General features: G+C 62.9%; 5 protein-coding genes. 3 read left to right on the top strand and 2 right to left on the bottom strand.

Going from position 1 to position 14,373, the window contains the following annotated elements; genetic code table 11:
- Nucleotides 1–35: 35 nt before the first annotated feature.
- The 3 genes from ptsP (at nucleotide 36) to AB4N82_RS15325 (ending at nucleotide 10,035) form a co-directional block, all read left to right on the top strand.
- Nucleotides 36–2,546 carry a phosphoenolpyruvate--protein phosphotransferase gene (gene ptsP, locus AB4N82_RS15335; protein ID WP_122763823.1) on the top strand — a complete coding sequence of 837 codons (2,511 nt, stop codon included), beginning with the start codon at nucleotides 36–38 and terminating at the stop codon, nucleotides 2,544–2,546.
- Between the two features lie 26 nt (nucleotides 2,547–2,572).
- A complete protein-coding gene (nagE, locus tag AB4N82_RS15330; protein WP_122763824.1) occupies nucleotides 2,573–4,279 on the top strand; it encodes an N-acetylglucosamine-specific PTS transporter subunit IIBC in 1,707 nt (568 codons plus the stop codon).
- Between the two features lie 77 nt (nucleotides 4,280–4,356).
- The gene (locus AB4N82_RS15325; RefSeq protein ID WP_460102099.1) at nucleotides 4,357–10,035 is read left to right on the top strand and encodes a membrane-targeted effector domain-containing toxin; all 5,679 of its coding nucleotides are present in this window, start codon (nucleotides 4,357–4,359) and stop codon (nucleotides 10,033–10,035) included.
- Between the two features lie 66 nt (nucleotides 10,036–10,101).
- Here the strand turns inward: AB4N82_RS15325 and AB4N82_RS15320 are convergent, their stop codons facing one another.
- Together AB4N82_RS15320 and purL are read right to left on the bottom strand one after the other, a co-directional pair.
- On the bottom strand, nucleotides 10,102–10,413 hold the full coding sequence (locus AB4N82_RS15320) for a YqfO family protein (protein WP_095185810.1): 312 nt from the start codon (nucleotides 10,411–10,413) through the stop codon (nucleotides 10,102–10,104).
- Between the two features lie 4 nt (nucleotides 10,414–10,417).
- Nucleotides 10,418–14,314, bottom strand: a complete 3,897-nt coding sequence (gene purL, locus AB4N82_RS15315; RefSeq protein WP_095185811.1) for a phosphoribosylformylglycinamidine synthase — start codon at nucleotides 14,312–14,314, stop codon at nucleotides 10,418–10,420.
- Between the last annotated feature and the right edge of the window lie 59 nt (nucleotides 14,315–14,373).

Below are 14,373 nucleotides of genomic sequence, written 5' to 3'. Positions count from 1 at the left end.
TGGTGTGCCGTGTTTTCCTGATGAGTACCGTGCCCATGTCTAACAACAATAATGCAGTGACCCTCAGCGCCCCCCTCAGTGGGCCGGTGCTGACCCTGGGCAACGTCCCCGACGAGGTATTCGCCAGCGGTGCCATGGGCGACGGCCTTGCGATCGACCCGCTTAATAACTGCCTGCATGCGCCCTGCGACGGCGAGATCATTCACGTCGCGCGTACCGGCCACGCGCTGACAATCCGCGCCGACAATGGCGCCGAGCTGCTGATGCATCTGGGCATCGACACCGTCGAGCTGAAGGGCGAAGGTTTTGCGCTGCTGGTCAAACAGGGCGCCCGGGTGAGCCTGGGCCAGGCGCTGGTACGGTTTGACCTGGATTGCATTGCGCGCCAGTGCAAGAGCCTTATCAGCCTGATCATCCTAACCAATGGCGAGCACTTCGACGTGCTGCCTCTGGCGTCGCAAACCGTCAACGTCGGCGAGCCACTGATGCAGGTCATCGCGCGGTCGACAGCGCCCGCTCAGACGGCTGTGGATAACTCCATCGAAGAAGCCAGCTCCCGTGTGCACATCACCCATCGAGGCGGCTTGCATGCTCGGCCCGCAGCGCTGATCCGCAAGACGGCCCAGGGCTTCAGCAGCCAGGCGCGCTTGCACTACGCTGACAAGTCGGCCGCCTGCGACAGCTTGATCGGTTTGATGGGGCTCGGCATCGGCGAAGGCGACGAAGTGCGCGTCACTTGCCGCGGCAAGGACTGCGAGGCGGCGTTGCAGGCCTTGGTTGCCGCGCTGTCTGCACCGATGAAAGAAGAACATCACGCGCCTGCCGCCGTTACGCCACGCCGAGCCAATACCGAAGCCGGTGTATTGCAAGGTGTCTGCGCGGCGCCCGGCCTGGTCTGCGGGCCGCTGTTTCGCCTGAGCGGTATCGAGCTGCCCGCAGACACGGGCCAGCATTCGGCCGACGAACAACTGCAACGTCTGGACACGGCGCTGGAGCAGGTGCGCGGTGAAATCCGCAACACCCTGGAGCACGCCCGCCAGCGTAAAAACGTCGAGGAAGAAGACATCTTCGCCGCCCACCTGGCCCTGCTGGAAGACCCGACCCTGCTGGAAGCCGCCACGGGTGCCATCGAGCAAGGCAGCGCCGCCACCCATGCCTGGCGCGATGCGATCCAGGCCCAGTGCGCAGTGCTGCTGGCATTGGGCAAGCCGTTGTTCGCCGAGCGCGCCAACGACCTGCGCGACCTGCAACAACGCGTGCTGCGCACCTTGCTGGGTGAAGCCTGGCACTTCGAGTTACCCGCTGGCGCCATCGTCAGCGCCCATGAACTGACGCCCTCGGATTTGCTGCAACTGAGCGCGCAGCAGGCCGCCGGCTTGTGCATGGCCGAAGGCGGCGCGACCTCCCATGTGGCGATTCTGGCGCGCGGCAAAGGGCTGCCCTGCGTGGTCGCGCTGGGCAGCGAAGTCCTCGACGTACCGCAAGGCCAGCGGGTGGTACTAGACGCCGCCAACGGTCGCCTGGAACTGGCGCCCAGCGAAGCCCGTCACGCTCAAGTGCACCAGATTCGCGACGCGCAAAAACTGCGCCGCCAACAGCAACAGGCCCAGGCCCACCAACCGGCACGCACCAGTGACGGCGTAGGCATTGAAGTGGCTGCCAATGTTGCCTCCAGCGCAGAAGCTCAAACAGCGTTTGAAAACGGCGCCGATGGTGTCGGCCTGCTGCGTACCGAATTCCTCTTTGTCGACCGCCGCACCGCGCCGGATGAACAGGAGCAACGCCAGGCCTATCAAGCCGTGCTGGACGCCATGGGCGACAAGTCGGTGATCATCCGCACCATCGATGTGGGCGGCGACAAACAACTCGACTACCTGCCCCTGCCCGTCGAAGCCAACCCGGTCTTGGGCCTGCGCGGTATCCGCATGGCCCAGGTGCGTCCCGAACTGCTCGACCAGCAACTGCGCGCGCTGCTGCAACTCACACCGTTGGCGCGCTGCCGCATCCTGTTGCCGATGGTCAGCGAAGTCGACGAACTGCTGGAGATCCGCCAGCGCCTGGATGAACTGTGTGCGCAGCTGAAGCTGACCCAGCGCCCTGAACTGGGGGTGATGATCGAAGTTCCCGCCGCCGCGCTGATGGCCGAACAACTGGCCGAACATGCGGACTTCCTGTCCATCGGCACCAATGACCTGTCCCAGTACACCCTGGCCATGGACCGCGACCACGCCGGACTCGCCGCGCGGGTCGACGCGCTGCACCCGGCGCTGCTGCGGCTGATCGCCCAAACCTGCGACGGCGCAGCCAAGCATGGGCGCTGGGTTGGCGTCTGCGGCGCGCTGGCGTCCGACCCGCTGGCCACCCCCGCACTGATCGGCCTGGGGGTCAGCGAGCTGTCGGTGAGCCCGCCGCAAATCGCAGAAATCAAGGACCGCGTCCGCCACCTGGATGCGGCGCAATGCCGGCAACTGAGCCTTAGCCTGCTCGACCTGAGCAGCGCCAAAGCCGTACGCCAAGCCTGTCAACACCACTGGCCGCTGAGCTGACAACAACAAGAAAAAGGAGACCCGCCATGTACCAACTGTTCATCGAAGGCCTGCAACGCCTGGGCCGCGCGCTGATGCTGCCTATCGCCATCCTGCCGATTGCCGGCCTGCTGTTGCGCCTGGGCGATACCGACCTGCTCAACATCGCAGTGATGCACGATGCCGGCCAGGCGATCTTCGCCAACCTGGCGCTGATCTTCGCCATCGGTATCGCCGTGGGCTTTGCCCGCGACAATAACGGCACAGCCGGGCTGGCCGGTGCGATTGGCTACCTGGTGATGATCTCTACCCTCAAGGTGATGGACACCAGCATCAACATGGGCATGCTCGCCGGGATCGCCAGCGGCTTGATGGCCGGTGCGCTGTATAACCGTTTCAAGGACATCAAGCTGCCTGAGTACCTGGCCTTCTTCGGCGGGCGACGGTTCGTGCCGATTGTCACCGGGTTCTCAGCGGTTGGGCTGGGGGTGATCTTTGGCCTGATCTGGCCGCCGATCCAGCACGGCATCAACAGTTTCGGCGTGCTGCTGATGGAAAGCGGCAGCATCGGCGCGTTCGTGTTCGGCGTGTTCAACCGCCTGCTGATCGTCACCGGCTTGCACCACATCCTCAACAACATGGCCTGGTTTGTGTTCGGCAGCTTCACCGACCCGGCCACCGGCGCCGTAGTGACCGGCGACTTGACCCGCTATTTTGCCGGTGACCCCAAAGGTGGCCAATTCATGACCGGCATGTTCCCGGTGATGCTGTTCGGCCTGCCCGCCGCGTGCCTGGCGATGTACCGCAACGCCCTGCCGGAACGGCGCAAGGTGATGGGCGGGATCTTCCTATCGATGGCGCTGACCTCGTTTCTCACCGGCGTGACCGAGCCGATTGAATTCGCATTCATGTTTCTCGCGCCGTTCCTGTACCTGATCCATGCGCTGCTCACCGGTCTGTCGATGGCCGTGACCAATATGCTGAATATCCACCTGGGCTTTACCTTCTCCGGCGGGTTTATCGACATGGTGCTGGGCTGGGGCAAGTCCACCAATGGCTGGCTGGTGGTGCCGGTGGGGCTGGCGTACGCAGCGATCTACTACACGGTGTTCAGCTACTGCATTCGCCGCTTCAACCTGAAAACCCCGGGCCGTGAAGACGGCCAAGTGGCACCGGCCGAAGCAATGAGCGACAACCAGCGCGCCACGGCGTACATCCGCGCCTTGGGCGGCGCGGACAATCTGCTGAGCGTCGGCGCCTGCACCACTCGCCTGCGCCTGGACATGGTTGACCGCAACAAGGCAGTGGATGCCGAGCTCAAAGCCCTGGGCGCGATGGCCATTGTGCGGCCGGGCAACGGGGGCAGTTTGCAGGTAGTGGTCGGGCCGCTGGCAGACAGCATTGCCGATGAGATTCGTCTGGCGATGCCGACCTCCGCCAGCACATCACCTGCCAGCGCCACTGCGCCGACTCAAGCCAGCAACGTTGCCTCGACCGTGGCGCAGCAATGGCTGGATGCGCTGGGCGGTCAGGCCAATGTCGTGCAGTTGGAATGCGTGGCCATGACCCGCCTGCGCCTGCACCTGGCCGACGAAAACGCGCTGTCGCAGGCACAGCTCACGGCACTCGGTTGCCAGGGTGTCAGCCGGATCGACGCCGGTGTGTGGCACCTGCTGGTCGGCGAGCAGGCCCAAGGCTTAAGCGCCGCACTCAAGACCCTGACCTCTCGCCAGCCAGTCCGCGCCGGCGCCTGACCTACCTATCTACCGCCCTGTTCGGGGCGGTCGTGCCCATGCTGAGGGCTCCAATCCTCAGCATGGAGCCTGTGCCCGTGAGCACTTCCACCCCACCCCTGACCTTTGACGAGATCAAAGGCTCACTCAACTTGATCGGCCATCACCTGCTCGACCTCGATGCACCGCTGCTGCCGACGCAGCCGGCGTCGCCTCCACTCGCGTACCTGGAGCGCCTGAATACCCATCTGGAAAACTACCGCCAGCAGTTCCTGACAAACAGCCGCGTGCTGTACCAGAACCTGGACAACAGCGATCTGCGCAGTACTGAAGGTCAGGCCCTGCTGACCACGCTCAAGGCCACGCTCAACACGCAATTGCTGGACATGGATAGCCGCGAGCAGATCGACGGCAAAGCGCGCAAATCCTTCATGACCTTTGAAGCCGGCTACATCGCACTGACCCACGAAACCGCACTCGCGGTCGCCGATCGCCTGTTCCACCCTCAAGAGCAGGCGATCCTGGACCGCGTACCACTGGGCGTCACGCAACGCCCCGGCCTGTATGCACTGACCTTTGAATACCAGGGGCAAACCATCGAACTGGCCGGTGCGTTTGTGCTGACCGAACATTCAAGCCCGGTGGTAAGCGAGCTTCAATCGAGCACGCCGGTTGGCCGCGTGGCACTGTTCACTCCCTCGCGCGGGATTGAATTTTTCGCCTCCCTGGCCGACCTCAACAGCGATCTGTTCCAACGCCTGGACGCCGCCGCCGAGCGCACTCACTTCATGGGCATGCTGGCGACCGACTACCGCGCACTGACGCCGCAAGCCATCTGGCCGCTGGCATTGACCCCGATCAGCGAACGGCCACTGTTCGAGCACCTCGACAACCAACTGATCGCCAAGCGCAGTGCCGACATTGACCGCGCCCTGAGCCTGGTGGACAACCCGCACACTGACGCGCAGGCACTGATCAATGCGCTGGAGCAGGCCATCGTCGACGCCGTGCCCGACCTCGGCGCGCGACTGCAATGGCGCGCCCAACTGCTGCTCGACCGATGGTTGCGGCACAGCGCGCCAGACTGGTACCGCAGCGCCTCAGACACCCAACGCGCACGACTCGCCGAACACTTGCAGCATTACGACCAGTCCCGGCAGCGCCTGGAACAACTGTTCGGTGCCCTGGCCACGCCGTACACCCTGGCACGCCACCAATGGCTGGAGCGCCTGAGCGATGACCTGGATATCCACGACCTGGAACCACAACGCTTGCTGGTGACCACCCGCCGCGCCGTCACACCGATCGGTGAATACAGCCACAAACGCGACCTGGTCGAATTGGCCTTGCGCGGCCTGCATCCCGACGATGAAAACGCCGGTTCCGATTTCCTCGAAAAGACCAGCCTCAGCTACGACGGCGCGCCACTGCCCGACACCTACGCCGCGCTGACACCGGCCTGGCTCGCGCAACAAATGGGCACGTTGCAACCGCGTATCGACTTCAGGGACCTGCAAAAGCAGCTGCATGCCAAGACCGAGCTGTGCCAGGCCATCGAAGCCATGCTCGACCACAGAATCAACGCGCTGGCCTGCACCGCAATGCTGCAGGGGCATCTCACTGCTGACGATTTCGAACTGATCCAACGCGTGCGCCAAGGCAGCGATCCATTGCTGAGCGCCACGACCCTGGCGCTGCACGAGGCCCAACTGCAAGACCTGTGGGTGCTGCTCCGGCGCGACGCCAGCGGCGCCGTCGACCGCGTGTTGCTGTGTACGCCGCAGGCTCCGCGCGAGCAACAGTTCCAGGCGTTCGACAGTGAAATTTCCTGCCAGAACCACATCCTCGTCTGGACTTTGGACAATGGCCTCAAATCGCCGCCAGGTACCCTCACCGATTACCTGATCAGCCGCGTCGCCCTGCGCTTTCGGGCCAAGATGAAACAGGTGCTCAGCGGCCTGAGCTACAAGTTTCACGCCCAGGAACACCGCGAAATCAGCTTCGGACACGCCGGCAGCCATGCCGATTGCCTCAAGGCCATGGCCACCCATGTGTTGGCCACGCGCCTGGATGACGATGAGTTCAGCACGCCCACCTGGTTCCGCGCGGCGCCGCTGACCACGCGGCGAACCCTGATGAAACTGGCGGACGACACCAAAGGCGGTCTGCGCGCCTACAACGATTATTCGTTGTCCGAGGCGCAAGTGCCGGGCTTCAGCGCTTACCTGCATGAGCAGGCGCGCGCCCGTCTGAATGAGCTGCTGGGACGCCCACGCAACGATGTCGACCCCGACACTGTTTGGGCCTACTCACCGGGGTCGGCAAAGGCTGCGCCCATCAACTACACCCAGCTGTATCGCGACGGCTATGCCGACGGCATCGGTTTTCTCGACGAAAAGTTCTCGCGCTCGGCACGTTTCAAAGGCCCCGAAGGCATCGACCTGAGCCCATTGACCGCCGAAAAAGTCGCACGCTCGGTCACCGGCGTCTGGATCGGCCAGCGCTACATCGATGAGATCAAGACACGCCTACTGAACGTCGGCAGCCCGGACTACAAGCTGCGCCGCGATACCACACTGGCCATTACTCAATGGCAATTGCGCAGTGCCGCTCTGGAATCTCACTTGCAGGGGGATATCGCGTCCATCGACCGGGAATGGCTGGAGCGCAGTATTGCGAAGATGGGCGAGACGGCACCGGCCATCCGCCGCGACCATGGGATCCACCGCCTGGTCATCGACGGCGACTGGGTGATCGGCTGCTATCTGTTCACCCATGCCGATGACCCAACGCTGCTCTACACCCCCAATGCTCCGGACGGCATCAGCGTGCGTGAAGCCAGGCAGTTCAACTACTTGCTGAAAAAGCTGCCCGGCATGCTCGGTTACCTGGTGCAACGCGTCGCGGTGCAGTCCCAGGGACGAGTGCGCACATTCCTGGAGGACGCCCGGCACCAGTTGCCTGAAGGGCTGGATAAAACCAGCATCAGCCCGCCGCGCTATGACCCGATACGCGCGCAAACCCAGATCCAGGACCTGCGGCGCGAGGTGTATGACCTCAAGCTGCAACGCACCATTGATGATGTTCACGCGACTACCGTCAACCGCACTCAGATGATCAGCGGCATCGCCTGGACCTGTGTGGAATGGGTTGCCGCCATCGCTACCGCGCCTTTTCCAGTGCTGAGCCTGAGCATCGGTCTGGCGCTGGCGTTCAAGGACGCCATGCTGGCTCTGCACGCTTACCACCAGGGCGACAACGCCCAGGCCCTGGAACACTTGATGGGTTACCTGCTCAACAGCGCCGGCGGGCTGTTCACCGACCTGCGCCCGGCCCTCGGCACCTTGCAACAGTTCGCCGTGCACCAGGCCCCAAGGCGCCTCGTACAGAGCCCGACACTGCAGTTGATCAGCGCCGTGGAACCGGCGCCACTCAAGCCTGCGGGGATGCAATCGGTGCTGTTCAATGGCGAATATCTCTGGGCTCATCAGACCCCGGACCCGATCGGACGCTATTTGCTCTATCGCCTCGACCCGGTCACCGGCAAGCTGGTCTCCACCACCCGCCTCGCCGCACCGGATGCCCAAGGTGTATGGCGCCGTACCGGAGTGACTGGCGGCGCGCCGAAGTATCAAAAAGTCCCGCAGGCCCCCGATGCGCTCAAGCACTACGAGATGCCCGCCCAGTACGCGGACAAACTGGAGCAGGTGCTCAACCCCGACCTCACGGCGCAACTGCGCCAACAGGGTGACTGGGTGTACCAAAACCCGCACGTCACCGTCGCTGCGGCGTCCCGGGAATTGCAGCCGGTGCGCGATGTGTATCAGCAACAAGTCAGCCAATTGACCCGCGACGCCGAGGACTTTTTCCGCCAGCAGCCGCCCGTCGCGCCCCGTGCCGAGGTACCTACCGTAACGCGGGAGACATCGTTGGCCACGCTCACCGATAACCCCGCATTTAGCCGCGCACCGAACCTGATCATTGGCGCCATCCCCGGCAGCGGTGTCGGCCAGCAGGTGCTTATCGAGAACATCGACGCGCTGCTCAACAAAGGCTTCAAGCGCCTGTACATCGAATACCTGCCCGGTGATGTGTTCCGCCCGAAACTGGACAAGCTCAACAGCGGCAAATCCTGGAAGCACATCGAGCGGCATCTGAAGCTCGTCGACAAGGCAATGGGCTTTGCCGACAACGCCGAATTTTCCTACGTGGCGCTGGTACGCAAGGCTTCGGCCAAAGGCATCAAGATCAAGGCACTGGACGCCTCGACCTGCTACGACCTGGATGATGCCCTCAACCTAGGCGACACCCCACCCACCACAACGCGCAGCACTGAGTTGCGCAATTTCTACTCGCACAAAGTCCTGCAAGGCGACAGCGAAGCCCTGCCCGATGAGCGCTGGATTGCCCTGTTGGACCCCGCGCGCATGCGCGCGGCTGATCAAGTCCCGGGCTTGGCCGATCTGCACAAGGCGGTTTCTGTGCGCGTGGAAAATGTCGGCGCTGACCATGCCGTGGGTTTGCGCATCGACGCCAGCGACGCTTCCGCCGATTACACCCTGGCCGTGCGCGGGCCTGAACGAACCGTAGAATCCCCTGGCCCGTCGAGTGGTGCGGCAACGGTCACGCATTACAGCGACTACGATATCGCTGCGGACCTGCGCGAAAGCATCCAGACCCAGTCATACCAGTCCCACGGCCTGGACAGTCATTTCCTGCCGGCCCCCGAGCACCGCAAGGCGTTTTCAGTGTTCAAGAAAACGCGGGAGCGTCTGACCCAAGATGCACAGCAGTACTTCAGCCAGCACACCCTGCCGGCTCGCCCGGAACTGTCGCGACTCAGCGGGCAGACGCAGCCGGAACCGTTTCTGCGCGCTGTCAGCGAAAGCCGGCTGGCGGGGCTGGTCATCGGCGAGGCCCACAGCGCGCAGACGAGCAAGGTGTTTCTGATCAAACACATGAAGCAACTCAAGGCGCTCAAGTTCGACACGCTGTACGTCGAACATTTGCTCACCGACCTGCACCAGGCAGAGCTGGATGCCTTCCGCCAATCCAAACGCCTTTCGCCCACGCTCAAGGACTACCTCAAACGCCAGGATGCCGGGCACATGCCGCTCTACAGTGGCGCTAACACCTACTTCGAAGTGATCCAGCAAGCCAACAAATATGGGTTGCGTGTACGCGCACTCGACTGCACCGCCAGTTACCACGTCAAGGGCGCCAACACAGAGGCGCGCAACCAGATGTTCAGCTACTTCGCGTCACGGGTGATCGACGCTGACCAGGCGGCGCACGGCCCACACAAATGGGTGGCGTTCATCGGCAGCGCCCACACCAACACCAACCTGCAAGTGCCCGGCCTGGCCGAGCTGCAAGGCGCCGCCAGCCTGCATATCCGCGATGCTGCGCCCAACCTGGCGTCCCCCATCCACCCCGGCCGCTGGGAGACAGGTCTGGAAACCCGCTGGACGGCACTGCGCAGCGACTTCACGCTAAAGGTCGGCGTGGCTGGCATGCGTGAGCCTGCCGCATTCGTACCGCTGGACCGCACCCGACTGAAAGTGTCCGGACACTTTCTGGTCGAACACCCGTCAATGGCCGAAAGCAACCTGCTGCACAAATCCCGCAGCGGCGAAATCGTCTCGACCCCGATCCAGGTCGATGACCAGGGCCTGTTCTACATCGATCGCTGGGGCATGGCGCAGCAGCGCTTCCTCTACCAAACCACCTTGATCGACGCCGTACGCGCCCAGGTACAACTGACGCCCGCGCCGTAATCCAGGCAACAAAAAACCCGCTGACCAAACTGGCCCAGCGGGTTTCTTGTTTATGCAGTCAACGAATCAGAAATCCGCCAACTGCCACACCTCATACGCCGGTGTCTCGTAGGGGTGGCTCAGCTTCAACGCAGCCACAACAGCCACGATCAGCGCATCCGCCACCACCAACTCGACCTTCCATTCTTCGACGACTTCGACCTGGCCAACCTGGCCGATAAACGGCTGACTGCCGTCCAACGCGCGGAATTGGCCCTGGCCCAGCACTTGCCAGGCGCAGTTGTCGTAGTCGCCAATGCGCCCGCCGCCAGCTGCAAAGACGGCGGTTTTCACCGTCTCTACATGGCTGTCGGGCACAAAGAAGGCAAGCTTGTACACGACCTTAGTTCACCCAAACGCGAGCGTTACGGAACATGCGCATCCACGCACCGTCCTCGTTCCACTCTTCCGGGCGCCACGAGTTCTGCACAGCGCGGAATACACGTTCCGGGTGCGGCATCATGATGGTCACGCGGCCGTCGCGGCTGGTGAGGCCGGTGATCCCGCGCGGCGAGCCGTTCGGGTTGGCAGGGTAGTTTTCGGTGACTTTGCCGTGGTTGTCGACGAAGCGCATGGCCACGCAACCGGACAGGTCGGCTTCGAGCAAGGCTTCTTCGCTGGCGAACTCCGCATGGCCTTCGCCGTGGGCGATGGCGATCGGCATGCGCGAACCGGCCATGCCTTGCAGGAAGATCGAGTTGGACTCCTGCACCTGCACCATGGCGACACGGGCTTCGAACTGCTCGGAACGGTTACGCACAAAGTGCGGCCAGAACTCGCTGCCCGGGATCAGTTCGCTGAGGTTGGACATCATCTGGCAACCGTTGCACACACCCAGGGTGAAGCTGTCGTTGCGCTCGAAGAAGCCTTGGAACGCATCGCGGGCACGGCTGTTGAACAGGGCCGACTTGGCCCAGCCTTCACCGGCACCCAGCACGTCGCCGTAGGAGAAACCTCCGCAAGCGACCAGGCCTTTGAACTCGTTGAGGTCAACGCGACCGGCGAGGATATCGCTCATGTGCACGTCAATCGCATTGAAGCCGGCACGGTCGAACGCCGCCGCCATTTCCACCTGTCCGTTGACGCCCTGCTCACGCAGCACAGCAACTTGTGGGCGAATGCCTTTCTTGATGTACGGCGCGGTGATGTCCTGGTTGACGTCGAAGCTGAGCTTGGTGCTCAGGCCCGGGTTGTCTTCTTCCAGGATCACGTCGAATTCCTGCTCGGCGCAATCGGCGTTGTCACGCAGGCGTTGGATCTGGTAGCTGGTCTCGGACCACTGGCGTTGCAGCAGACGGCGTTGACCGGCAAACACTGTATCGCCATTGAACGAGATATTGATTTCACCGTTGTTGATCGGCTGGCCAATCACCGCCACGCAGTCGTCCAGGCCAGCGGCGCTGAATTGAGCGAGTACGTCCGGAGTCGCGTCCTGGCGAACCTGGATCACGGCGCCCAACTCTTCGTTGAACAGGATGCCGTTGATCTCGGATGCATCCTCGGCAACGCTGTCGAGCACGATGTTCAGGCCGCAGTGACCGGCAAACGCCATCTCGACAACGCTGGTCAGCAGGCCGCCGTCGGAACGGTCGTGGTAAGCCAGCAGATGGCCGTCGGCGTTCAAGCCCTGGATCACGGCGAAGAAGGCTTTGAGGTCTTCAGCGTCGTCAACATCCGGCGCCACTTTGCCGAGCTTGCCGTGGGTTTGCGCGAGGATCGAGGCGCCCATGCGGTTCTGGCCACGGCCCAGGTCGATCAGGATCAGATCGGTGGTGCCTTTGTCCATGCGCAGTTGCGGGGTCAGGGTCTGGCGAACATCGGTAACCGGTGCAAAACCGGTCACGATCAACGACAGCGGCGAGGTCACGCTCTTGTCGGTGCCGTCTTCGTTCCAACGGGTGGCCATGGACATCGAGTCCTTGCCCACTGGAATGGTGATGCCCAGTTCCGGGCACAGCTCCATGCCGACCGCTTTTACGGTGTCATACAGACGCGCATCTTCACCCGGGTGACCGGCAGCGGACATCCAGTTGGCCGACAGTTTGATGTCAGACAGTTTGCCGATACGCGACGCGGCGATGTTGGTGAGGGTTTCACCAATGGCCATGCGGCCCGACGCCGGGGCGTCCAGCAGGGCCAGCGGCGTGCGCTCGCCCATTGCCATGGCTTCACCGGTGTAGACGTCGAAGCTGGTGGCGGTGACGGCAACGTCGGCCACCGGCACCTGCCATGGGCCGACCATTTGGTCACGGGCTACGAGGCCGGTGATGCTGCGGTCACCAATGGTGATCAGGAAGCTTTTGCTCGCCACGGCCGGGTGATGCAGCACGCGTTCGATGCTGTCGGCCAGTTCGAGTGTGCTTGGGTCGAAATCATCGCCCAGCTCGGCTTCACGCACCGCTGAACGGTGCATGCGCGGGGCTTTGCCCAGCAGCACTTCGAGGGGCATGTCCACCGGGCTGTTGCCGAAGTGGCTGTCAGTGACCGTCAGTTGCGGCTCGGCAGTGGCTTCGCCGACCACGGCAAACGGGCAGCGCTCGCGTTCGCAGATGGCCTGGAAGCGCGCGAAGTCTTCAGGGCCGACGGCCAGCACGTAACGCTCTTGGGATTCGTTGCTCCAGATTTCGTGCGGGGCCATGCCCGGCTCGTCGTTTGGAATGTTGCGCAGTTCGAAACGGCCACCACGGTCACCATCGTTGACCAGTTCCGGGAAGGCGTTGGACAAACCACCAGCACCGACGTCATGGATGAAGCTGATCGGGTTCTTGTCACCCAACTGCCAGCAACGGTCGATGACTTCCTGGCAGCGACGCTCCATTTCCGGGTTTTCACGCTGTACGGAAGCAAAATCCAGATCAGCCGAGCTGGTGCCGGTTGCCATAGAGGAAGCAGCACCGCCGCCCAGGCCAATCAGCATCGCCGGGCCACCCAGCACGATCAGCTTGGAGCCGACCAGAATCTCGCCTTTCTTGACGTGTTCTTCACGGATGTTGCCCATGCCGCCGGCCAACATGATCGGCTTGTGGTAACCGCGCACTTCATCACCATGGGGCGTGGTGATGGACTGTTCGAAGGTACGGAAGTAGCCAGTCAGAGCCGGGCGACCGAACTCGTTGTTGAACGCGGCGCCGCCGAGCGGGCCTTCGATCATGATGTCGAGGGCGGTAACGATGCGCTCAGGCTTGCCGTACGGCACTTCCCACGGCTGTTCAAAGCCAGGGATCTGCAGGTTGGACACGGTGAAACCGGTCAGGCCGGCCTTTGGCTTGGCGCCACGTCCGGTAGCACCTTCGTCACGGATTTCACCGCCGGAACCGGTGGCTGCGCCAGGGAACGGGGCAATCGCGGTCGGGTGGTTGTGGGTTTCGACTTTCATCAGGATGTGCACCGGTTCCTGAACCGCGCCGTACTGGCGGGTCTCTGGATCCGGGAAGAAACGGCCGGCGACGGAGCCGACGATCACCGAGGCGTTGTCCTTATACGCCGACAGAACGCCTTCGCTGTGCATCACGTAGGTGTTCTTGATCATGCCGAACAGGCTTTTTTCCTGGCTCTGGCCGTCGATGTCCCAACTGGCGTTGAAAATCTTGTGACGGCAATGCTCGGAGTTGGCCTGGGCGAACATCATCAGTTCGATGTCGTGCGGGTTGCGCTTCAAGCCGTTGAAGGCGTTGACCAGGTAGTCGATCTCGTCTTCGGCGAGAGCCAGGCCCAGTTCGGTGTTGGCCTTCTCCAGGGCGGCGCGGCCACCGCCAAGCACGTCAATCGCGGTCAGCGGCTTGGGCTCGGCGTGACTGAACAGACCGGCAGCCTGTTCGAGCTGGCTGACGATGATCTGGGTCATGCGGTCGTGCAGGCTGCTGGCGATCAGCTCGGCCTCGGCATCGCTGAACTGGCCGGCAACGTAGAAGGCGATACCGCGCTCCAGGCGCTGGATTTTTTCCAGGCCGCAGTTGCGGGCGATGTCGCTGGCCTTGCTCGACCAGGGCGAGATGGTGCCGAACCGTGGCAGAACCAGGAACAAGCGGCCGGTCGGCTCTTGAACGGGAACGCTTGGGCCGTACTTCAGAAGGCGTGCGAGCACTTGCTGTTCGTCGGCGGTCAATACGCCGGTAACGTCGGCGAAGTGAGCAAATTCAGCATACAGGCCTGTAACCGCTGGAACCTTCTGGCTCAGTTGTTCAAGGAGTTTGCTGTGGCGAAAGGCAGAAAGGGCAGGAGCGCCGCGCAGGATCAACATCTTCGGGACAGCCTCGGGAAGGGGTGTGCTTTGAGGCCGTGCATTCTAGCGTAAACCAT

Source organism: Pseudomonas sp. H1_D04, from assembly GCF_054683855.1.
This window is presented reverse-complemented; position numbering and strand designations above follow the sequence as displayed.